The 19,347-nt window shown below is 63.1% G+C and carries 21 protein-coding genes and 1 pseudogene; 10 read left to right on the top strand and 12 right to left on the bottom strand.

Annotated features, from left to right (window positions below):
- The first annotated feature begins 14 nt into the window (after positions 1 to 14).
- The gene (locus tag B9A31_RS08010; protein ID WP_025752528.1) at positions 15 to 971 is read left to right on the top strand and encodes an AraC-like ligand-binding domain-containing protein; all 957 of its coding nucleotides are present in this window, start codon (positions 15 to 17) and stop codon (positions 969 to 971) included.
- Positions 972 to 1,004: 33 nt separating this feature from the next.
- Here the strand turns inward: B9A31_RS08010 and B9A31_RS08005 are convergent, their stop codons facing one another.
- The 3 genes from B9A31_RS08005 to B9A31_RS07995 all read right to left on the bottom strand — a co-directional run bounded on the left by B9A31_RS08005 (position 1,005) and on the right by B9A31_RS07995 (position 4,082).
- Positions 1,005 to 1,898 carry a DUF2950 domain-containing protein gene (locus B9A31_RS08005; RefSeq protein WP_025752530.1) on the bottom strand — a complete coding sequence of 298 codons (894 nt, stop codon included), beginning with the start codon at positions 1,896 to 1,898 and terminating at the stop codon, positions 1,005 to 1,007.
- Complete coding sequence (locus tag B9A31_RS08000; protein WP_026020295.1) at positions 1,895 to 3,274, bottom strand: DUF3300 domain-containing protein; 1,380 nt, start codon at positions 3,272 to 3,274, stop codon at positions 1,895 to 1,897. The genes B9A31_RS08005 and B9A31_RS08000 overlap by 4 nt, the downstream gene beginning before the upstream one ends.
- 148 nt (positions 3,275 to 3,422) lie before the next feature.
- Entirely contained in the window at positions 3,423 to 4,082 is a 660-nt protein-coding gene (locus tag B9A31_RS07995; protein ID WP_027614938.1) for a hypothetical protein, read from the bottom strand.
- 119 nt (positions 4,083 to 4,201) lie between these two features.
- Between B9A31_RS07995 and B9A31_RS07990 the strand changes: the two genes are divergently transcribed.
- Both B9A31_RS07990 and B9A31_RS07985 read left to right on the top strand, forming a co-directional pair.
- Positions 4,202 to 4,453, top strand: a complete 252-nt coding sequence (locus B9A31_RS07990) for a hypothetical protein (RefSeq protein ID WP_025752536.1) — start codon at positions 4,202 to 4,204, stop codon at positions 4,451 to 4,453.
- An 81-nt stretch (positions 4,454 to 4,534) separates the two neighbouring features.
- Positions 4,535 to 5,254, top strand: coding sequence for a TorF family putative porin (locus B9A31_RS07985; RefSeq protein ID WP_019096300.1), 720 nt, complete (start codon positions 4,535 to 4,537; stop codon positions 5,252 to 5,254).
- Here the strand turns inward: B9A31_RS07985 and B9A31_RS27705 are convergent.
- Both B9A31_RS27705 and B9A31_RS07980 read right to left on the bottom strand, forming a co-directional pair.
- Positions 5,251 to 5,409 (bottom strand): annotated as a pseudogene (locus B9A31_RS27705) (EamA family transporter); the annotation flags it as partial. The gene B9A31_RS07985 and the pseudogene B9A31_RS27705 overlap by 4 nt on opposite strands.
- Positions 5,410 to 5,415: 6 nt before the next feature.
- Entirely contained in the window at positions 5,416 to 5,829 is a 414-nt protein-coding gene (locus B9A31_RS07980; protein WP_025752538.1) for a RidA family protein, read from the bottom strand.
- Between the two features lie 189 nt (positions 5,830 to 6,018).
- On the opposite strand from B9A31_RS07980, the gene B9A31_RS07975 reads away from it, so the two are divergent.
- Positions 6,019 to 6,342, top strand: coding sequence for a hypothetical protein (locus B9A31_RS07975; protein ID WP_019096303.1), 324 nt, complete (start codon positions 6,019 to 6,021; stop codon positions 6,340 to 6,342).
- Between the two features lie 44 nt (positions 6,343 to 6,386).
- Here B9A31_RS07975 and B9A31_RS07970 read toward each other — a convergent pair whose 3' ends face one another.
- Both B9A31_RS07970 and B9A31_RS07965 read right to left on the bottom strand, forming a co-directional pair.
- On the bottom strand, positions 6,387 to 6,599 hold the full coding sequence (locus tag B9A31_RS07970; protein ID WP_019096304.1) for a PLDc N-terminal domain-containing protein: 213 nt from the start codon (positions 6,597 to 6,599) through the stop codon (positions 6,387 to 6,389).
- Between the two features lie 88 nt (positions 6,600 to 6,687).
- Positions 6,688 to 7,155, bottom strand: coding sequence for a hypothetical protein (locus tag B9A31_RS07965; RefSeq protein WP_025752539.1), 468 nt, complete (start codon positions 7,153 to 7,155; stop codon positions 6,688 to 6,690).
- A gap of 159 nt (positions 7,156 to 7,314) precedes the next feature.
- Here B9A31_RS07965 and B9A31_RS07960 point away from each other — a divergent pair, with 159 nt between their 5' ends.
- Positions 7,315 to 8,322: a GlxA family transcriptional regulator gene (locus B9A31_RS07960; protein ID WP_016713912.1), complete on the top strand. Its 1,008-nt coding sequence runs from the start codon at positions 7,315 to 7,317 to the stop codon at positions 8,320 to 8,322.
- A gap of 7 nt (positions 8,323 to 8,329) precedes the next feature.
- Here B9A31_RS07960 and B9A31_RS07955 read toward each other — a convergent pair whose 3' ends face one another.
- Complete coding sequence (locus B9A31_RS07955) at positions 8,330 to 9,001, bottom strand: TetR/AcrR family transcriptional regulator (RefSeq protein ID WP_019096306.1); 672 nt, start codon at positions 8,999 to 9,001, stop codon at positions 8,330 to 8,332.
- Positions 9,002 to 9,138: 137 nt separating this feature from the next.
- The gene (locus tag B9A31_RS07950; protein WP_019096307.1) at positions 9,139 to 10,020 is read right to left on the bottom strand and encodes an NHL repeat-containing protein; all 882 of its coding nucleotides are present in this window, start codon (positions 10,018 to 10,020) and stop codon (positions 9,139 to 9,141) included.
- 199 nt (positions 10,021 to 10,219) lie between these two features.
- On the opposite strand from B9A31_RS07950, the gene B9A31_RS07945 reads away from it, so the two are divergent.
- From B9A31_RS07945 to B9A31_RS07930, 4 genes are all read left to right on the top strand, one after another.
- Positions 10,220 to 11,200 (top strand): aliphatic sulfonate ABC transporter substrate-binding protein, encoded by a 981-nt coding sequence (locus B9A31_RS07945; RefSeq protein ID WP_019096308.1) that lies wholly within the window; start codon positions 10,220 to 10,222, stop codon positions 11,198 to 11,200.
- 16 nt (positions 11,201 to 11,216) lie between these two features.
- A complete protein-coding gene (locus B9A31_RS07940; protein ID WP_025752544.1) occupies positions 11,217 to 12,608 on the top strand; it encodes an LLM class flavin-dependent oxidoreductase in 1,392 nt (463 codons plus the stop codon).
- A gap of 106 nt (positions 12,609 to 12,714) precedes the next feature.
- A complete protein-coding gene (locus B9A31_RS07935) occupies positions 12,715 to 13,551 on the top strand; it encodes a bifunctional allantoicase/(S)-ureidoglycine aminohydrolase (protein WP_084296859.1) in 837 nt (278 codons plus the stop codon).
- 89 nt (positions 13,552 to 13,640) lie between these two features.
- Positions 13,641 to 14,240 (top strand): START domain-containing protein, encoded by a 600-nt coding sequence (locus tag B9A31_RS07930; protein ID WP_019096309.1) that lies wholly within the window; start codon positions 13,641 to 13,643, stop codon positions 14,238 to 14,240.
- A 445-nt stretch (positions 14,241 to 14,685) separates the two neighbouring features.
- On the opposite strand, the gene B9A31_RS07925 is transcribed toward B9A31_RS07930, so the two are convergent.
- Positions 14,686 to 15,108, bottom strand: a complete 423-nt coding sequence (locus B9A31_RS07925) for an Lrp/AsnC family transcriptional regulator (protein WP_025752550.1) — start codon at positions 15,106 to 15,108, stop codon at positions 14,686 to 14,688.
- A gap of 184 nt (positions 15,109 to 15,292) precedes the next feature.
- On the opposite strand from B9A31_RS07925, the gene B9A31_RS07920 reads away from it, so the two are divergent.
- Complete coding sequence (locus tag B9A31_RS07920) at positions 15,293 to 16,345, top strand: ornithine cyclodeaminase (RefSeq protein ID WP_019096311.1); 1,053 nt, start codon at positions 15,293 to 15,295, stop codon at positions 16,343 to 16,345.
- A gap of 243 nt (positions 16,346 to 16,588) precedes the next feature.
- Here B9A31_RS07920 and B9A31_RS07915 read toward each other — a convergent pair whose 3' ends face one another.
- Together B9A31_RS07915 and ggt are read right to left on the bottom strand one after the other, a co-directional pair.
- Positions 16,589 to 17,470, bottom strand: coding sequence for a LysR substrate-binding domain-containing protein (locus tag B9A31_RS07915; protein ID WP_025752552.1), 882 nt, complete (start codon positions 17,468 to 17,470; stop codon positions 16,589 to 16,591).
- A gap of 44 nt (positions 17,471 to 17,514) precedes the next feature.
- Positions 17,515 to 19,305: a gamma-glutamyltransferase gene (ggt, locus tag B9A31_RS07910; RefSeq protein WP_084296858.1), complete on the bottom strand. Its 1,791-nt coding sequence runs from the start codon at positions 19,303 to 19,305 to the stop codon at positions 17,515 to 17,517.
- Positions 19,306 to 19,347 lie beyond the last annotated feature (42 nt).

Genomic DNA, 19,347 nt, shown 5'->3' with positions numbered 1-19,347 from the left:
AAAAAGGACCCACCATGCCCACAGAACTCTCGACCCACGGCTGGGCACAGCCGGAGCGCCAGACGCGCTGGGCCGAAGCCATCAGTGACACCTATTTCCCATTGAGCCTGCAGTTTGCCGCCGAGCAGCCGTTCAATGGCCACCTGCAGCGCTGGAGCACGCCCAGCACGCCGCTCAGCCTGTCGCGCCTGCGCTCCAGCCCGCTGGGCTACTCGCGCAGCAAGGCGCACATCGGCCAGGACCATGAAGCGTTCTACCTGGTGACCGTGCCGCACAGCAGCGAGGTGTACTTCGAACAGGACGGCCACCCGATCAGTTGTCGCCCGGGTGGTTTCATCGTCGAGCGCGGCGACGCCCCCTACCGCTTCCATTACGGTACACAGAACGACCTGTGGGTGCTCAAACTGCCTGAGCAGGCTCTGAAGGCCAACTTGCTGGGGCACAAACGCTATACCCGGCATTGCTTCGATGCCAGCCAGGGCCTGGGGCGCATCTTCGTCGAACAGCTGGACCTGTGCGCCCGCCATTTCGATGCCAGCCCCGTGGCTGCCCGGCATTTGCTGCTGGAGCAGGCCTCGGCCACCCTGTTGCTGGCCCTGCAACAGGACGAACGCGTACTGGGCAGTGAAGGCAGCAACCTCAGCACCCTGCACCTCACCCGGGTGGAGCAGTACGTGCTGCACCATCTGGGCGACCCCGAACTCACGCCACAAAACATCGCCAGCGCTTGCGGGCTGTCGTTGCGTTACCTGCACAAGCTGTTCGCGATCACGCCCTATACCCTTGGCGAGTGGGTGCGCCTGCAACGCCTGGAGGCTGTGCACCGGCAACTGCGCGACCCGTATTGCCACCTGACCATTGGCGAACTGGCGTTTCGCTGGGGCTTTGCCGATCAGGCACAGTTCACCCGCGCGTTTCGCCAGCAATATGGGTGCACGGCACGGGAGGTCAGGGCTGCGCGTACGCACTGAACGGTGCAAGCGGCGGTCACTGCGCGACCGGGATCAGTCTTCGGCCGCCACGTCCACCACCTGCCAACTGTCATCCGGATCGAAGCGTTTCATCGCCTTGGCCAGCCTGTCGCCCTGTGGCCCGAGGTCTTTTTCGAACACCTGGCCGTCATGGCTGATCATGAAGCTCATCACACCGGTATCATCGTACCTGGCCGGCCAGGCGACCATGGCGAAACCACGGCTCATCTGGTTGCCTATCAGGTAGCTGTAGGCGCCGCCAGGGGCGGAGGGGCCTTGTGCATCGAGAATGCGGAAGTGGTAGCCGTACCAGTCATCACCGACCACATGTTGGCCGAACAGCGGGCCCAACGGGCTTACCTCGCCGTCGCCATCCTCGTCCCAGTACAGCCCGTCATGTTTGCCGGGCTCGCTGAAGATTTTCCGCGCGTACTCCAGCGCACCGTTGCCGTTGTGGTCCTCGGTGGCGTAGTCCATTTGCGCATCGTGATAAGCCAGCAGCGACTGCAATACACCCAGTTCGTTGCGGCCGATGCGCCGGGCGCGAATTTCGGCGCTGCCGGCCTTGAGGTCGAACCGCCAACCCTGGCTGCTTTTGGTCAAAGGAATGGGCAAGGTCCAGTGATCGCTGCCCACCGCCAGAATGGCCTTGCCCTCGCCCGTCATGTCGATGGTGTGCTGCGCACGGTACTGCGCCAGGAAGGTGTCCACGTCGCTGCGTTGCACACCGCCGCGCGGTATGTAAGTGCGCCAGTCATCGCCCAGCAAATGGGCCAGGCGGGCTTCATCCGGTTTTTCCGCGCCCAGTGCCGTAACGAAGGACTCCACAGCCTTCTCCGGCGTTGGAAAGGTTTCTTGAGCAGCCGCCAGGCAGGACCAGACCAGGCTTACAATGAACAGCAACCCTGCAAATGCTGGACGGTTCATCGACGGCCACCTCCGCCGCGACGCATGGGCGCACTGGGTCGGGAGATCGGGTGTCCGGCGGCACGTGAGGTGTTCGGGCGCTGAGCGAAGGACTGGCTGGTGCGACCACGGTTAGCCTGCAGGTTGGTACGCGAAGGCGAGCGTACGCCGTCAAACGCATTGTTACGTGCCCGGCCGGCGGTATTGGCGGGTCGGTTCTGGGCCACTTGCCGGCCTTGGGCTGTGCGGGGTTCCTGCCGACGCTCGGCGCCCCTCGGGTTGTCGACACGCGATTGCATACGGTTACCCGCTGCGTTGCCCGTCTGCGCCTCGCGCATTTGCTGACGCGCCTGGCGATTGCTGGTGGCGGGCCGTTCGATACCGGCCCGGTCCATCGAAGCCCTGGCCTTGTCGCGCGCCTGGGCACGCTGTGCGTCGTCGCCACGGAAGGCCGTGCGCTGGGTGGCACCGTCCAGCTGGCGGCCATACTGCTGGCGGCTGCGGGCGTCACGGTAAGGCACGCCATCGCGGTTGGCCGTGTTGTGCTGCCATTTGTTCTGGTTGTTGGTGATGCGGTTGTTGGCGTTGATGTTGTTGTAACGGTTGACGTCGATATCGATGTCATTGTTGCCCCAGTCACAGTCACCCCAGAGCGAAGCCACGATTGCCACGCCGGTCCCGAAGGCCAGGCCGGCCACCAATGCGGAGCCGGGGTAGTACATCGGCGGTGGCGGATAGTACACCGGCGGCGAGGCCGGATAGGCCCAGGTGCCATACACCGTGGTCGGGTTGTAGCTGGGCACGTACACCACCTGCGGGTCGGCCGGCTGGATGACGATGGTGGACGGCGCGCTGCTGGCCGCCTGTGTCGACGGGGCGGCCTGCACGGTCACGTTCTGGTACTGGTTGCTTTGCAGGTTGCCGGCAGCCTGTGCCTGGTGGCGCAAGCGCTGCACGGCGCCCATGACATCGTCGGGCTGCGCCAGGAAGGCGTCACCCAGGCGCTGCACCCACACCGGGTCCTGGCCGAGGGTCGCCAGCAGCTGCGGGAAAGCCACCAGCGCTTGCACACTCGGGTCCCAGGGCTGCTTCGCCACTTGTTTGACAGCGTCGTCACCCGAGGCTTTGGGGTTGGCCTTGGACCAGGTCACGGCTTCACTCACCTGCCCCGGGTAAGTGGCCGCCATCAAGACCTGGGCCAGCAGCGCATCGGGGTACAAGGCAACCGGCGCCAGCATCTGGTCCAGTTGCTCCTGGGTGAACACCGGGTCCTTGGCCGTGACCGTGTCAGCTTGCGGGGCTGGGTCGGGCGCGGGTACGTCTTGCGCCAGCGCCGGGCCGGGTGCCGCGTGCAGGCACAGAAGCGCCGACAGCAAAGCAAACAATGGCATACGCATCGCTTTTCCCCATGAGGTCAGACCGCGTGGATTAAGGGTAGCAATGACGATGCTTTTAACCAGAAGTGGCGCGCAAACTTTTCGCGCTCCAAGGAGGATGAGCTGCTACTTCTGGTTCTATAGCCCAACGTGGGCGGTGAGGGGCTGCTCACCCTCCTAAAGCAATGATCGCCAGGATCAACAACGCCCCGACGCCCGCCAGTACCACACCGGTCAATTGGGTGCGGCCACCGGAGTAGCGTGCCAGCAGCCAGCCCGCCAGGTAAAGCATGGCCAGGGCGACAAGGTGCGACACACGGATCGCTGTGGCGGTGGTGTCGATCAGCAGGAACGGGATGACCATCGGGAACGTCGCCAGCACCACCAGCAGGAACGTGGCCATGGCGGCTTTGAAATCATCCAGGCCCAGTCGTGGCGGCATCGGCCGGGCGACATCGCGCAGCATGCGCGCACGCAGCATTTCCAGCCCGTCTTCATCCAGTGCCAGGCTGACGCGTTCGGGCAGCGCATCGCTAATCAATTTGCGCCCTTGGCTGCTTGGCGCAGCCTGCAGGCGGGTCAACAAGGTACGGCTGCGGGTGCGCTCGGTCCAGGTGCGTAACAAGTAGATGACCGCATCGGCCAGGCCCCAGGCCAGGTTGCAGCCGAACGCGGCAACCAACATCAGCCGGGCATCTTCGCGCCCTGACGTAGCAACACTCAGCGAGCCAATGAAAGTCATGGCCATCAGCAAGCCGAAGATGACTTCAGTAATGCGGTCGATCGGCTCCAGAACGCCCCATTTACGCGGTTGTTCATCTCGGCCCATCACGCCTCCCCTCCGTCGATAGTCACTATCGAGAATGGCAATTTCTACCAGGCACCGTGGCCGAATAACCTTGCTCCATCGACTCGCCGCCCACGACCCTGGCCCCTGGAGCTACCCCAATGAACACCTTGGCTCGCCTGCTGACCGCCACGTTTGCCGTTTTATCCATCGCTGTCATCAGCGGCTGTGCCAGCCACCCTGAATTGCGCCCGTATACAGCCGAAGAAACTCGCCAACTGCAGTTGGAATCGTTGCAGCGCCGCGGCCTTTCCCTGGACGACTACGAGCAGCAACGGCGGGTGATTCAGCGTGCTGGCAACCTGCCAGTGGTCACCGAAGCCGCCGATGCAGACCGTTCGACCAAAGGCTGAGTAGTGCAGGCTGCGGTTCCCTGCGCCCACACGCGCAGGTATGCTCTACCGCTCAACCGCAAGCCTTCCAGGACGGAGACCATGACCAGGCCCCTTCTGTTGCTGAGCGCTGTACTGCTGTTTAGCCCTGTTCTACTGGCCCAGCAGATCAAACGCGAACTGGGCAGCTTCGACTTCACACTCGGCACCACGCCCTCGCGCACCATGGCCCAAGGCCTTATCTCACCCAGTGCCGTCGGCGCCTTCCATGGTGGGCTGGACTTAAGCCACCCCAATGGCTGGTACCTGGGCCAGTACGCGCCCAGCATGGGCGTTGCCCCCAACTCGACCCTGCGCCTGGACAGCTACCTGGGCTACAAGCACCATTTCGACAGCACCTTGGGCTACGAGATGGGGTTGATTCATTATAGTCAGCCGAATATCGCAGGGCCCGACAGTTATGCCCTGTACGGTGGCATCTCGGTGTTCGGCAGCCGCTTCGGCGGCGCGTTGCGCGATAACCCCGACAACCGCACCGGCACGCTGTTCGCCGATTTTGGCCAATTGCCGCTGTTCGATGTCGACCTGACCGTAAAGCTTGCCCACCACCAACTGGGTACGCCGTTCACCATTGGCGACGGCAGCCAGGTGAATGCCTTTTCCGATTGGTCGCTGGAGCTGTCGCGGCCCTGGCTTGGCATCGACCTGAACCTGGTCTACAGCAACTCCAACCTCAGTGGCGGCGGTTGCGATGCGTATTCGGGCATGAACACCTATTGCGACAGCGTGGTCACGCTCAAGGCACAGCGCAGTTTCTTCTAGCGCTGTGGCGCCAGCACCAAGGCTATGCCGCCCAGCACCACCACCACGCACGCAATCAGCAAGCGCAGCGTCAACGTCTCACCAATCAGAGCAACACCGCCCAGAGCGGCAATCACGGGCACACCGAGTCGCAAGGTTGCAGCCCAACGTTCGCTGGCGCGTCATTGCAGTGCTGCCACAGCCTCGATTTCCACCAGCATGCCGTCCAGTGCCAGTCGTGGCACCGGGATCAGGGTGCAGGTCGGTTTCATATGCGGCCCCCATGCCCTGTCAGCCTCCGCTACCCATTGGCGCAGGCGCGCTTCGGAATGTTCGACAATCAGCAAGGTCAGCTTGAACACCTGGGCCAGGCCAGCGCCTTTCGATGCCAACGCCAGCTCCAGGTTGGCCAGCGCCTGGCGGGCCTGTTCGGCGAACAGGGGCGACAGCTGGCCATCGCTGCCCTCCCCGCCTTGGCCGGCGATGAACAACAGCCGGCTGTCGGCGCGTACCTCGGCGACGTGGGAATAGGCATTGCCACTGGGATCGTACAGGCCCTCAGGGTTGCTCGACTGGAACACGGCTGGATGGGTCACGACATGCCCTCGCTCGGATGGAAGAGTGGCGGAGTATCGGACCTCAAGTAAACTCTAGGTCAAGCGCAGCGTAGGACGTTTCGCACAGAAGGCGAACTTATGTGAACCACGCGTCTGTTTGCGCGGCGCTCGTCACGCGCTAGATTCCCAGACCCGGCACGGAGGCCTGTATCCAACAAGGAAAAGCGCATGAGTAATTTTGATTTCCAGCTGGCCTATACCATCAAGCCGCACACCGCACGCGATGATGGCGACGCCGCCTTGGCACGCGTACATATAAGGGAAAATCTCGGCCTGGGCACCGTTGAGCACATTGAAACCACCTTGCTGGGAACGGTCGAACTCAAGGGTTCCACCCTCGCAGAGCGCAAGCTCGAGGCTGAGAAACTGATTCACGAATACATTCATAAAGCGCTCAAGCAGCTGCGTGTGCTGTCGACCGTGAAGTTCTACGGCTGCCTGATGGTGAACGGGCTAGGCCCCGCCATACGCTTCGACATCCTGCCCAAGTGAGCCTCGCCGGCATCAGGCGCCCCTGCGCCTGATGCCGGCCACCGTCACTTTTCCTGCAATACCGCCCTGCCCTTCACCACCCGGGGCCCGCGCCATGCCCAGAACAGCAACCCGGGGAATGGCGCGTACACCACGAACACGACCCACAGCATCTTGCGTTCGGCGCGCCGATCACTGCCGATGATGTGCCAGATCGCCCAGACCTCCAGCAGGATGACGAAGGCCGCGACGATGATCCAGATCGTTCCGATTTCCATGAGCGCTCTCCCATTTGGCATGTAATGGGTTGGGTTTCAGCAAGCGCCGAGGGTTCAGATTGTTTTGTCTGGCGCCAGGGCAGCCCATTCAGCGCGCTGCTTTTTCCAGCGCCGACTTCAGCGCCGCCGCATCGGTAAACGCCCGCTGGCCCACCAGCACTCCCTGCTCCAGTTGCAACCACTGTACCAGGCCATCCTGCCCGGAATAGCGGCTGGCCACGCGCCCTTCACGGTCAAGCAGCACGCGGTAGTTGTATGCGCGCATGGCGGGGATGGCGAACAGCTGGCTGATGATCGCCGGCATGCGCTGGATGTCGGCAACGAACACGGCATGACGCGCCTCGAGGTAGCCCTTGGGCTGCTCGGCCAGCGCAGCCTTTACCATCTTTGCGCCGTCCATGTCGCGCGCTACCAGCAGGATCTGCGTGCCAGTATCAAGGCTGTAGGCGTGGTCATACTGGTCAAGCAGCGTGAACGGTGCCAGCTTGTCGCCCGGCTCCAGGGCATTGGCCAGCAACGGTAACAGGCTGCACAACAGGGCAATGGCGTACTTCATCAAGGATGTCCTCGGTAACAGGGGGCGGCATGGCGGCGAAGGGCCAAGCCAGGCAGGTTGCCTGAACACGACCTGAAATACGACACACCCACCCGGGAGATTGTCTTTCCCCCAGCCAGCCGCCACACTCTGCGGGCCAGCCAGGAAGCGGAGACCAGAGTGCCCACGCCACGACAGTTCAGCAAGAAGACCAGTACCAGCAACATGCTGCGGCTGAAATCCACCAGCGCCAATGCCCAGGCCCCGTACAGGGTCGACTTCGTCCTGCTTGAACATTTCTCGATGGCCAGCTTTACCGTTGCCATGGATGTGCTGGTCACCGCCAACCTGCTGCGCGCGGACAGTTTCCGGTTCACCCCGCTGTCGATGGATGGCGACCGGGTGCTCAGCGACCTGGGACTGGAGCTGGTGGCCACCGAGCTGTCCGCCGAGGCGCTGAAGGAGCTGGACTTGCTGGTGATCTGCGGCGGCCTGCGCACGCCCCTGAAGTACCCGGAACTCGACCGCCTGCTGGACGACTGCGCGGCCCACGGCATGGCCCTGGGTGGCCTGTGGAACGGCGCCTGGTTCCTTGGCCGCGCCGGGGTGCTGGACGACTACGGTTGCAGCATCCACCCCGAACAGCGCGCCAGCCTGTCCGAACGCAGCCCGCAAACGCGCATCACCCCGGCCAGTTTTACCCTCGACCGCGACCGCCTCAGCGCCGCCAGCCCCAATGGCGCCATGGAGCTGATGCTGGGCCTGGTGCGCCGGCTGTATGGAGATGGCCTGGCCGAAGGCGTGGAGGAAATCCTGTCATTCTCCGGAGCGCGTTACCGTCAGGTTGGGCCGGGGGCGAAGAAGTCCATGAGCCTGCACCTGCGCACCATCGTCGAACTGATGGAAAACAACCTGGAGGAAACCCTCAGCCTCGACCAGCTGGCCGCCTACAGCGGGCGCTCGCGACGGCAGATCGACCGGCTGTTCCAGGCCCAGCTGGGCACATCACCGCGGCGTTACTACATGGAGCTGCGCATCACCAAAAGCCGCCGCCTGCTGCAGTACTCCGACCTGTCGGTGATGGAAGTGGCAGTGGCCTGCGGGTTTGTTTCGGTGTCGCATTTCAGCAAGTGCTATGCAGCCTACTTCGGCTACCCACCTTCGCGGGAACAGCGGCTGGGCGAGTGAGCGCCGTTCAGGCGCGTATGTAACGCAGCACGGCGTCACAGATCATGGCTTTGTGGCGCAGCTTGATCTCGTCATCTAACAGGTCGATCTGGAAGATCTCGCCAAAGGTGTGGCGGTTCGACACCCGGTAGAAGCAGAACGAGCTCATCAGCATGTGCAGGTCGATCACTTCGATGCCGCCACGGAAAACCCCTTCCTGCACACCACGGCGCAGGGTGTTGCCCAACGCTTCGAGCACCAGGCTGCTCATTTCACGAATGGCCGGCGACTGCTTGACGTACTCGCCATAGTGGATGTTTTCAGTGCAGATGATGCGCACGAAATCGACGTTGCGATCGTGGTGATCGAAGGTGAACTCCACCAGACGACGAATCGCCTGCTCAGCCGGCAGCGACTCCAGGTCCAGGCTTTGCTCGGTCTTGCGGATGTCGCCATACAGCTTGATCAGGCACTCGCAGTACAACTGCTCCTTGCTGCCAAAGTAGTAGTAGATCATGCGCTTGGAGGTGGCAGTGCGTTCGGCGATGGCGTCGACGCGGGCGCCGGCCAGCCCTTGCTGGACGAACTCGTTGATGGCCGCCTGGAGGATATCCTCGCGCGTTTTCTCGGGGTTGTTCTTGCGCGTTCTGCGCCCCCCTTCGGTTTCAGGCTGGCCGAGGCCAACTACGGAATCACTCATACCCACTCACAGGCTATTTATTGGAATGAGGGGATTATCCGTGAGCGCGGCCATGCAGGGAAGCGCGCTGTTGGTCGGGTAGCCATAAAGCCTCACGGGTGGCTGGCCGTGAAGTCATTCACGGCAAGCCGCTGGCATCACTCGCGCTGGGCAGTATCGCGCTCCAGCGGCGGGGTCAGGTGCAGCACGCGATTGCGCCCGCCTTCGGCCAGCAAGTAACCGCCTTTGCCATCCGCCACGATCGACTGTGGCGCCTTGAGGAAGGTCAGCACGGTGTGCTGAACGCCATCGGCGTCAACACGCAGTAGCCGGGCACGGTGGGTGTTGTCTTCGCTGATCCACAGGCCGCGCTGGTCACAGTACAGGAACGTCGGGTTGCGCAGGCCTTCGACCACCACCGGGTCGCTGCCATCGTCGGACAAGGCGCGGACCTTGCCATTGGCCTTTTCGGTGTACAGCAAACGGCCTGCGCAGCGGGTGAGCCCTTCGGTTTCGATCAGGCCGGAACGCAGCACATCGAGCTGGCCGCTGTTCCAGTCGTAACGCATCAAGCGACCATTGCCTTTGCGGTCTTCGATGGCATACAGGTGGTCGCCGTCATTCCACAAGCCTTGCACGCTGTCGCCGTCGAAAAGGGGGGTCACCTGGCCATCGCGGGCCAGGCTGACAGGTGCCCGGCCGCCCTCCTGACTGAACACCCACCCCCCGTGAGCCGCCACCATGCCGTCGGGCTTGGACAGGTTGTCGACCACCACGACGCGGTCGCCGGTCGCGGTGATCTTGAGGATGCTGCCACGGCCATCATCCAGCTCGCGGCTGACCAGCAGGCTGCCATCGGCTTGCGGCAGCAGCGAGGCGGCTTTGGTCACATCGCGGTGCAGTACCTCGACATCCCAGCCTGAGGCTGCCTGAACCGGGTAAAAGCTCTGCCAGGCGAAAAAGCCCAAGGTGGCGCTAATCAGGCCGGTGGTGGCAGTCAGGGCGATGCGGGTGCTGCGCTTGCGCAGGATGTGCGGCATGTAGGGGCTCCTCGGGATTGCCGCGATGCTAACAAGCGAATGTGAAAAAAATGTCGAAGGTTGCAGAGCATTACAAAGAAACAAAAGGATATAAAAATAACTAAACATTCTAACAAACAGGAATATAAAAATTGAAAGCCAAACGCCACCTCCTTAGGCTGGGCACATCGTTTCCCACTCGGTTTCAAGGAGCAAACCCATGCCAACCCGTGCTTTCTCTCCCCTGCGCCGGCTGCTGATCGGCGGCCTGCTGGCCAGTGTCGCCAGCGCCCTGCTGCCTTGGTCCGAAGCTCTGGCCGACGATGCCAAGACCCTGCGCATCGGCTACCAGAAGTTCAACAGCATCAACATCCTCAAAGGCAGCGGCGCCCTGGAAAAAGCGCTGGCACCCCAAGGTGTAACCGTAAGCTGGCACGAATTTGCCGCCGGCCCGCAGTTGCTCGAAGCGTTGAGCACGGGCGCCATCGACCTGGGTCATGCCGCCGATGCACCGTCCGTGTTCGCCCAGGCCGCCGGTAAACCGGTGGTGTACCTGGCCGCCGAACAACCCTACCCGCGCGGCATCGGCCTGGTAGTGCGCGAGCAGGACCACCTGGCCAGCGTGCAAGACCTGAAAGGCAAGCGCGTGGCCACCGGCCGCGGCTGGAACGCCCAGTACCTGCTGGCCGTAGCGCTGGAGCAAGCTGGCCTTACCTACAAGGACATCACCCCCGCCTACGTCAACAACGCCGCCGACGCCGTGGCTGCCCTGCAGTCCGGCAGTGTCCAGGCCGTCACCCTGTGGGACCCGTTCCTCGCCGCAGCAGAAAGCCAGCCTGGCCTGAAGAACCTGCGTGACGGCAGCGGCCTGTCCAACAACCGGACGTTCTACCTGTCCACCGCCAGCTATGCCGATCAGCACCGTGCACTGCTGAAAACCTTCTTCAGCGAACTGCGCAAGGTCAGCCAGTGGGCCAACGCCAAGCCTGCCGAGGTTGCCGCGCTACTGGCGCCGCAACTGGGCATCAGCGCCAACGTGCTGGAAGTGGCCAGCGAACGGCGTAACTACAATGCCGTGGCCATCACCCCGCAGATCATTGCCGAACAACAGAAACTGGCCGATACCTTCCAGGGCCTGGGCCTGATTCCACGCAAGCTGCAGGTGGCCGACGCGGTCTACCCGGCTTCCGTGTTGCCTTGAGCGGAGCGCAGCCACCATGCCCCGCCCGATCCGCTTCAACGCCTTCAGCATGAACGCCGCCAGCCACCAGTCCCCCGGCCTGTGGCGTCACCCGCGCAACACCAGCGTGGCATTCAACCGCCTGAGCTACTGGACCGACCTGGCTCGCCTGCTCGAGCGCGGCCTGTTCGACGCCGTGTTCATCGCCGATGTCCTGGGCATCTACGATGTCTACCAAGGCGGGCCCGACGCCGCCTTGCGCGGCGGTGTGCAGGTGCCGGTCAACGACCCACTGCTGCTGGTACCGGCCATGGCCGGGGTCACCGAGCACCTCGGTTTCGGCGTTACCTTTTCGCTGACCTACGAACACCCCTACCCCTTCGCCCGGCGCATGTCCACGCTCGACCACCTGAGCAATGGCCGGGTTGGCTGGAACATCGTCACCGGCTACCTCGACAGCGCCGCACGCAACCTCGGCCTGGCGCGCCAGCTGGGCCACGACCAGCGCTACGACCTTGCCGAAGAGTACCTGCAGGTGCTGTACAAACTATGGGAAAAAAGCTGGGACGACGACGCCGTGCTGCTGGAACGTGACAGTGGGCGCTATATCGAACCTTCGCGGGTGCACCCTATCAACCATGTGGGCGAGCACTTCCAGGTGCCCGGCATGCACCTGTGCCAGCCCTCGCCCCAACGCACGCCGGTGCTGTTCCAGGCCGGCGCTTCGGCACGTGGCCAGCAGTTCGCCGCGCAGCATGCCGAATGCGTGTTCATCAGCGGCCCGACGCCCACGGTATTGCGCCGCTACGCCGACGGCATCCGCCAGGCCAGCGAGGCCGCCGGGCGGGGGCGTGATGAGGTGCTGATCTACGCCCAGGCGCTGTTGATCGTCGCCCCCACCCGGGAAGAAGCCGAGGCCCGCTTCGCCGAATACCGTCGCTACGTCGACCTGGACGCTGCCCTGGCACTGCTGTCGGGCTGGACCGGCATCGACTTTGCCGGCCTCGACCCCGACGCGCCGATCGAGTATGTCGAAAACGATGCCGGTCGCGCCGCCCTGGCCGCGTTCACCGCCGCCGACCCCAAGCGCCGCTGGACCGTGCGCGAGGCCGCCGAATTCGTTGGCCTGGGTGGTCGCGGGCCGGTGCTGGTCGGCTCAGCCAGCGAGGTCGCCGACCAGTTGGAAAACTGGCTGGACCAGACCGGCATCGACGGCTTCAACCTGACCTATGCCGTGCAACCGGACGACCTTACCCATGTCGTCGATTTGCTGGTGCCAGAACTGCAACGCCGTGGCCGCTACCCTTCGCGCTACACCGAGGGCACCCTGCGCCACAAGCTGTTCGGCCAAGGCGACCAGTTGCCGGCACAGCACATTGGGCGTCAGGTTGACATTCAGCGATCAAATACCGGGTATTCCAACATTTAATTTGTGGATGCCACGCGCTCGACCCTATTCTGTCGCCACATCCCCTGCGCCGCACCGGCCGGTGCGGTTCACGGCATGGGGAGAGAACAACAAGTCGAGACCGTCCATGTCGAACCATTCGTACTTCGCCCCCCACGGTGGGCACCCGGCTCAAACCGAGCTGCTGACTGACCGTGCCATGTTCACCGAAGCCTATGCCGTTATCCCTAAAGGCGTGATGCGTGACATCGTCACCAGCCACCTGCCGTTCTGGGACAAGATGCGCATGTGGGTCATTGCCCGCCCACTGACCGGTTTTGCCGAGACCTTCTCCCAGTACATCGTCGAAGTGGCCCCGGAAGGCGGCAGCGAGCGCCCAGAGCTGGACCCGAACGCCGAAGCCGTGGTGTTTATCGTCGAAGGCGAGCTGGACATCACCGTCGAAGGCAAGCATCACACCTTGGTACCGGGCGGCTACGCCTTCCTGGCCCCGGGCGCCGAGTGGAGCCTGCGCAACAACAGCAAGTCCAACGTCACCTTCCACTGGCTGCGCAAGCACTACCAGAAGGTTGAAGGCCTGGACGTACCTGAGTCGTTCGTTACCCACCGCGACAACGCCACCATCATCGAAATGCCGGGCACCGAAGGCCGCTGGGTCACCACCCGCTTCGTCGACATGGCCGACATGCGCCACGACATGCACGTGAACATCGTCACCTTCCAGCCGGGCGGCGTCATCCCGTTCGCGGAAACCCACGTGATGGAACACGGCCTGTACGTGCTGGAAGGCAAGGCAGTGTACCGCCTGAACCAGGACTGGGTCGAAGTGGAAGCCGGCGACTTCATGTGGCTGCGCGCCTTCTGCCCGCAAGCCTGCTACGCCGGCGGCCCAGGCAAGTTCAGCTACCTGCTGTACAAGGACGTGAACCGTCATGTGCATTTGACGCTGAACCCTAAGCGCTAAGCTCAGGCTGATGCTCTAAGCCCGCCAATCTGGCGGGCTTTCTGTTTGCCGCGCATACTGAAACACCCATCCCCCGCACGGTACCGGCCATGCCCCGCTGCCTGCTGCTTACCCTCCTGTTGCTCTGCACCCCTGCCCTGGCCGCCGATGCCTGGACCCTCGCCTACGACCGCGAGGGCATCCGCGTGTACCTCAGTGGCGTGCCCGACTCGCCCTACCAGCAGTTTCGTGGTGTGAGCACCATGAAAGCCAGCGTGCGCACGCTCACCGACCTGCAGGAGAACCTGCGGGTGGCCTGCAAGTGGCTGTATGCCTGTGACCAGATGCGCCTGCTGGATGTGGACGGTGCCAATACCTGGGTGTACCTGACCACCAACCTGCCCTGGCCGACCATGCCACGGGACATTGTGTTGAAGGTGAGCAGCGAACGCCTGGATGACGGTACGCTGTTGCGGCACCTGAGCGCTGAGCCCGACAGGATTCCCAAGGTTGACGGGTTGATCCGTGTGCAGCGCCTGAGTGGTGAGTGGCGAATGAAACCGTTGGGTGATCGGTTGACCGAAGTGACGTACCAGTTGCAAGCCGACCCGGCCGGAGATGTGCCGGGCTGGCTTGCCAATCGGTTCGTGGTGGATGCGCCGTTGGTGACGTTGCGTACGTTGCGGGCTGTTGCCGAGCGCCAGCCCTGAGATGTCACCGAGCCTGAGCGAGCCCTTGTAGGAGCGCGTTAACGCTTGAGCACTCGGCCCTCTTCCGGCGCAGTGCTTTACGCGTTGCACGTTTGATGCATCGTCAACCTCTTATTCTTTTTTTCTGTAAAACTTCCACGCCCCACAGCGCACCAACAAGTGGGTGCCAAGGTGCAGGTTTCATGTCATTTAAATGATGAGAGCGCAGGCAGTAACAAAAAATCAAACTAACGCCCGATGCAACTTCGCAGCGGACTTTCTTAGTGTTTGAACGCACCTTCAGAACGTGCGCCTGAAACCGTCCCGCGAAAGCCATTTCATTCTGCCAGCGGCCCAGGTCAAGCGGAACGCTACAGAATGCACACCGGCAAAGGGATTTTTTGCAGAGTGAAAAGCTTGGGTGACAGTTTGCGCAATGCGCCTGTCAAAAGGCCTGACCCAGCGGTCACATCTTGTAGGTCGAGAGCAGGATGCTGGTCTCGGTATTCTCGATGTGCGGGATTGACCGAATGGTGTTGAGCGCCCGGTCGAAGGCTTCGAGGGTGTCGGCGCGCAGCTCTGCCATCAGGTCCCAGCGGCCATTGGTGGTATGGATGGCCACCACGTTGGGATGCCCGCGCAGCGCGTGCTTGACCTCTGCAGCGTGGTGGCCACTGATGCCGATGCTGGTGATTGCCCGCACGCCCTGCTCCAGCGCGTCGGAGCGCAGGCGTACTGTGTAGCCAATGATCACGCCCTGCTCTTCGAGCCGGGTAATGCGGTTTTGCACGGTTGCCCTGGCCACCTTGAGCTTCTTCGCCAGGGTCAACACAGGGGTACGTGAATTGTCCCGCAACAGCGCAATCAGTTCCCGATCGATCGTATCCATAACGCCTGCCAATAATCAGATTGCTACTTGGGGGTGGCAGATTGTCTAGAAAGCTGATGAAACTGGCAACCTGCATTCTTCCGATTGACGCAACCTTTCATCAAAATGTTCATGCCACTCCAACAATCTTAAGCGTGCCGCCTGCCGTGACCAGGGCGACCGCGCAATAACAAGGTGCAAGAGCATGACGTATTTCATTGATGTTCCAACCATGTCGGACTTGGTACATGACATTGGCGTAGCGCCGTTCATAGGCGAACTGGCTGAGGCCATCCGCGAAGACTTCAAACGCTGGCAGGAGTTTGACAAGTCTGCGCGTGTTGCCAGCCATTCGGAAGTGGGTGTTATCGAATTGATGCCAGTTGCCGACAACAGCCGCTATGCCTTCAAATACGTTAACGGCCACCCGGCCAATACTGCCCGTGACCTGCATACGGTAATGGCCTTTGGCGTGCTGGCCGATGTCGACACCGGCTACCCGGTGTTGCTGTCCGAACTGACCATCGCCACCGCCTTGCGCACCGCCGCCACCTCGTTGATGGCCGCGCAGGCCCTGGCTCGGCCGAACGCGCGCAAGATGGCGCTGATCGGCAACGGCGCACAAAGCGAATTCCAGGCGCTGGCCTTCCATAAGCACCTGGGCATCGAAGAAATCGTTGCGTACGACACCGACCCGCTGGCCACCGCCAAGCTGATTGCCAACCTCAAGGAATACAGCGGCCTCACGATCCGCCGGGCCGGCTCGGTAGCCGAAGCCGTGAAAGGCGCGGATATCATCACCACTGTTACCGCCGACAAGGCCTACGCGACCATTATCACCCCCGACATGCTCGAACCCGGCATGCACCTGAATGCCGTGGGTGGCGACTGCCCGGGCAAGACCGAGCTGCACGCTGATGTACTGCGCAAGGCCCGCGTGTTCGTCGAGTACGAACCACAAACCCGTGTTGAAGGCGACATCCAGCAACTGCCGGCGGACTTCCCTGTCGTCGACCTGTGGCGTGTACTGCGCGGCGAAACCGAGGGGCGCCAGAGTGACAGCCAGGTCACCGTATTCGATTCGGTGGGCTTCGCCCTGGAGGATTACACCGTACTACGGTACGTACTACAGCAAGCTGAAAAACGCGGCATGGGCTCGAAGATCGACCTGGTGCCGTGGGTGGAAGACGACCCGAAAGACCTGTTCAGCCACACCCGTGGCCGCGCCGGCAAAAACCGCATCCGACGCGTTGCCTAACCCAGACTCGGTATTCCCCAACAACGGGTTCTCCACCCACCCCGGGGGGCACATCGTGATTTACTCAGCAGATCTGTCAGTTTGCCGGTAACGCCATCGAGCTGTCCGGGCGTGACGGGCGTATTCCGGCGCTATCACGCAAGGCCGTCGTCAGAATGATCGCGGGCATTGACCTGTCGCCGAGAATGGCTGCGGCCTGACCACTGACGCGGTCGGTGTAGGAGCGCCATGTCGTCAGACACGCTATATCCCACCGCCCGCCAGCAGTTGCGTCATCACCTCGGCCAACGCCTTGACCATCACATCCGCCGTCGGCCGATGCACGATGACGATTTCATAACTGTCGACCTCCGGCAGCCCCTGCCCCAACCCCAGCACCCGATGCTCGCCAGTGGCCGCCCTTGGCGGTAGCAGGCTGACGCCCATGCCATCGGCCACTGCCGCCTGGATACCACTGAGACTGGAACTGGTGAAACTGATGCGCCAGCGCCGCCCCATGCCTTCGATGGCGTTGATCATGTCCTCGCGGTACAGCCCACGCGGCGGGAAGGTCACCAAAGGGATCGGGTCCAGCTCGAAGGCGGGGGTGCGCGCACTGTCGATCCATTGCAGGCGCTCGGGCCAGCAGGCCACGCCCTCGCGGGTGTTGCGCCGCTGCTTGAGCAACACCAGGTCGAGCTCACCGTTGTCGTAGGCCTGGCTGAGGTCGCGGCACAGACCACTGGTCACTTCCAGCTTCACCTGCGGGTGCAGGCGGCTGAAGGCCGACAGCGCATTGGTGGTGCGCCCGCCAACGAAGTCCTCGGGCACACCAAGGCGCACGGTGGTGCCCACCATCGCCCCGGCCAGGGCTTCGAGCATCTGGTCGTTCAAGGCCAGCATGTGCCGGGCGTAGCCGAGCAAGGTTTGCCCGGCATCGGTGGGCAGCACATCGCGGTTGCCCCGCACCAGCAAACGGTGGCCGACCATGTCTTCCAGGCGGCGTACCTTCTGGCTGATGGTCGACTGTGTCGAGTGCAGGCGAGCGGCAGCGGTGGTGAAGCTGCCGCAATCGGCCACCACCACAATGGCGCGTAGCAGGTCGAGGTCGAACAGCGCCCTATTCGATTTCACGCTAATGGACATCTGGGTATTCAACTACTGAATGGCAAGACTGCGTTCTATCACGGCTAGTCGCCAAGGGCCACACCTTCACGCCGCGGGTCAGCCCCGCCCGACCAACCCTCGCCACTGCGCTGGATGATCTGCATACCGCTGGTCATGGTCATGGGCGTTACCTCGTGCCCCCAGGCTGCCAACTGCCGGATCAGCGCCGGGCTGCTCAGCCCCGCTTCCACCTCGGTGCCAGCATTGCGACTGCCAAAGTTGGGCAAGCCTGCGGCCTGTTGCGGGTCGAGCTGCCAATCCAGCAAGCCAACCAACGCCTTGTTCACATAGCCGATGATCTGCGAGCCGCCCGGCGACCCCAGGCTGGCCACCAGATCGCCCGATGCTCGCGAGAACACCAGCGTTGGTGCCATGGCCGACAGCGGCCGCTTGCCCGGCTGTACCCGGTTGGCCACGGGTTTGCCGTGCTCCTGCGCAATGAACGAGAAGTCAGTGAGGTGGTTGTTGAGCAGGAAGCCCTTGACCATCAGGTGCGAGCCGAACGCCGCCTCCACCGAGGTGGTCATGGCCAGGGCCTGGCCGCTGTCATCCACCGCGCTGAGGTGCGAGGTGGAAATGCGCAATGCCGAGCGATCCGGGGCCAGGGCCAAGTCGACGCCCTGGGGTTGGCCCGGGCGAGCCCGCTTCATGCTGTGTTCGCCAATCTGCGCTGCACGGCTGGCCAGGTAGTTGGCGTCGGTAAGCGCCTTGACCGGGACCGGCACGTAATCGCTGTCGGCCAGGTACTGTGCGCGGTCGGCATAGGCCAAACGCTCAGCCTCGGCGATCAGGTGCACGGCCAGCGGTGATGCCTCCAGGCCAGCCGGGGATGCATTCGCAAGCGGGCGCAACACTGCCAGATCGCGCTGCGGCGTGGCGCGTTGTACGGCTTCGAGAATGCCCAGGGTCTGCAACACCGTCACCCCGCCCGAGGACGGCGGCGGCATGCCGCAGATGCGCCAGACCTTATAGGGGCCGCACACGGGCTCGCGCTCTTTGGCCTGGTACTGCTGCAAGTCCTGCAACGAGAGGTAACCGGCATTGGCATGGCTGCGCACCGTGGCCACGATGGCTTCGGCAATCTCGCCGGTATAGAACGCGTCAGGGCCTTGCGCGGCAATCTGATCGAAGGCCTGCGCAAGCTCGGGGTTGCGCAGGATCGCCCCCACCGCCAGCGGCCTGCCCTGCTCATCCAGGAAGTAGCGGGCCATGGACGGTGACCGGGCAATGAACGGGTCAGCGGACAACAAGGTGTGAAGGCGCTCGGACACCGGGAAACCGTTGCGTGCCAGCGCGATGGCCGGCGCGAACAGATCGCGCCAGGGCAGCTTGCCGTGCTGATCGTGTGCCAGTTTCAAAGCACGCAGAACACCCGGCACGCCCACCGAGCGCCCGCCAATCTGCGCCGCCCTGAATGGCATCGGTGTGCCGTCGGCTTGCAGGAACAGCGTTTGCGTCACAGCCGCCGGTGCGGCCTCGCGGCCATCGAACGCCTGCACGCGCTTCCCGTCCCAATAGAGGATGAATGCCCCGCCGCCAATACCGCTGGATTGCGGCTCGACCAAGGTCAGCACCATCTGCATCGCAATGGCCGCATCGATGGCGCTGCCACCGGCACGCAACATTGCCCGCCCCGCTTCGCTGGCCAACGGGTTGGCTGCAGCAACCATATGGCGGCTGGCCTGCACGGGCTGCAAGCCTGTGCGGTAGCCAGAGGCCAGCTCGGGAGGTGCGGGCAGCACCTGGTCGGCACAGGCCAGGCCACTGGCGGCTACCAGGCAAAGGGCGCTGATCAGGGGTGGAAAGAAGTACATCGGCATGCTTCCTGCGAACTTCAAAAGCCCCGAAGATACCCT

This window comes from Pseudomonas sp. URIL14HWK12:I5 (assembly GCF_900176445.1).
Taxonomy (GTDB): domain Bacteria; phylum Pseudomonadota; class Gammaproteobacteria; order Pseudomonadales; family Pseudomonadaceae; genus Aquipseudomonas; species Aquipseudomonas monteilii.
The sequence above is the reverse complement of the archived record's forward strand: the minus strand, read 5'-3'. Positions and strand labels throughout refer to the sequence as shown.

Bases quoted from the DNA above. Each gene is read 5' to 3' on its own strand.
- B9A31_RS07945 (WP_019096308.1), top strand. From the start codon at position 10,220: ATGCCAACCCGTGCTTTCTCTCCCCTGCGCCGGCTGCTGATCGGCGGC.
- B9A31_RS07970 (WP_019096304.1), bottom strand. From the start codon at position 6,599: ATGGAAATCGGAACGATCTGGATCATCGTCGCGGCCTTCGTCATCCTG.
- B9A31_RS07920 (WP_019096311.1), top strand. From the start codon at position 15,293: ATGACGTATTTCATTGATGTTCCAACCATGTCGGACTTGGTACATGAC.
- B9A31_RS07915 (WP_025752552.1), bottom strand. From the start codon at position 17,470: ATGTCCATTAGCGTGAAATCGAATAGGGCGCTGTTCGACCTCGACCTG.
- B9A31_RS07925 (WP_025752550.1), bottom strand. From the start codon at position 15,108: ATGGATACGATCGATCGGGAACTGATTGCGCTGTTGCGGGACAATTCA.
- B9A31_RS07950 (WP_019096307.1), bottom strand. From the start codon at position 10,020: ATGCCGCACATCCTGCGCAAGCGCAGCACCCGCATCGCCCTGACTGCC.
- B9A31_RS08010 (WP_025752528.1), top strand. From the start codon at position 15: ATGCCCACAGAACTCTCGACCCACGGCTGGGCACAGCCGGAGCGCCAG.
- B9A31_RS07990 (WP_025752536.1), top strand. From the start codon at position 4,202: ATGAACACCTTGGCTCGCCTGCTGACCGCCACGTTTGCCGTTTTATCC.
- B9A31_RS07975 (WP_019096303.1), top strand. From the start codon at position 6,019: ATGAGTAATTTTGATTTCCAGCTGGCCTATACCATCAAGCCGCACACC.
- B9A31_RS08005 (WP_025752530.1), bottom strand. From the start codon at position 1,898: ATGAACCGTCCAGCATTTGCAGGGTTGCTGTTCATTGTAAGCCTGGTC.
- B9A31_RS08000 (WP_026020295.1), bottom strand. From the start codon at position 3,274: ATGCGTATGCCATTGTTTGCTTTGCTGTCGGCGCTTCTGTGCCTGCAC.
- B9A31_RS07985 (WP_019096300.1), top strand. From the start codon at position 4,535: ATGACCAGGCCCCTTCTGTTGCTGAGCGCTGTACTGCTGTTTAGCCCT.
- B9A31_RS07935 (WP_084296859.1), top strand. From the start codon at position 12,715: ATGTCGAACCATTCGTACTTCGCCCCCCACGGTGGGCACCCGGCTCAA.
- B9A31_RS07955 (WP_019096306.1), bottom strand. From the start codon at position 9,001: ATGAGTGATTCCGTAGTTGGCCTCGGCCAGCCTGAAACCGAAGGGGGG.
- B9A31_RS07965 (WP_025752539.1), bottom strand. From the start codon at position 7,155: ATGAAGTACGCCATTGCCCTGTTGTGCAGCCTGTTACCGTTGCTGGCC.
- B9A31_RS07930 (WP_019096309.1), top strand. From the start codon at position 13,641: ATGCCCCGCTGCCTGCTGCTTACCCTCCTGTTGCTCTGCACCCCTGCC.
- B9A31_RS07940 (WP_025752544.1), top strand. From the start codon at position 11,217: ATGCCCCGCCCGATCCGCTTCAACGCCTTCAGCATGAACGCCGCCAGC.
- B9A31_RS07995 (WP_027614938.1), bottom strand. From the start codon at position 4,082: ATGGGCCGAGATGAACAACCGCGTAAATGGGGCGTTCTGGAGCCGATC.
- ggt (WP_084296858.1), bottom strand. From the start codon at position 19,305: ATGTACTTCTTTCCACCCCTGATCAGCGCCCTTTGCCTGGTAGCCGCC.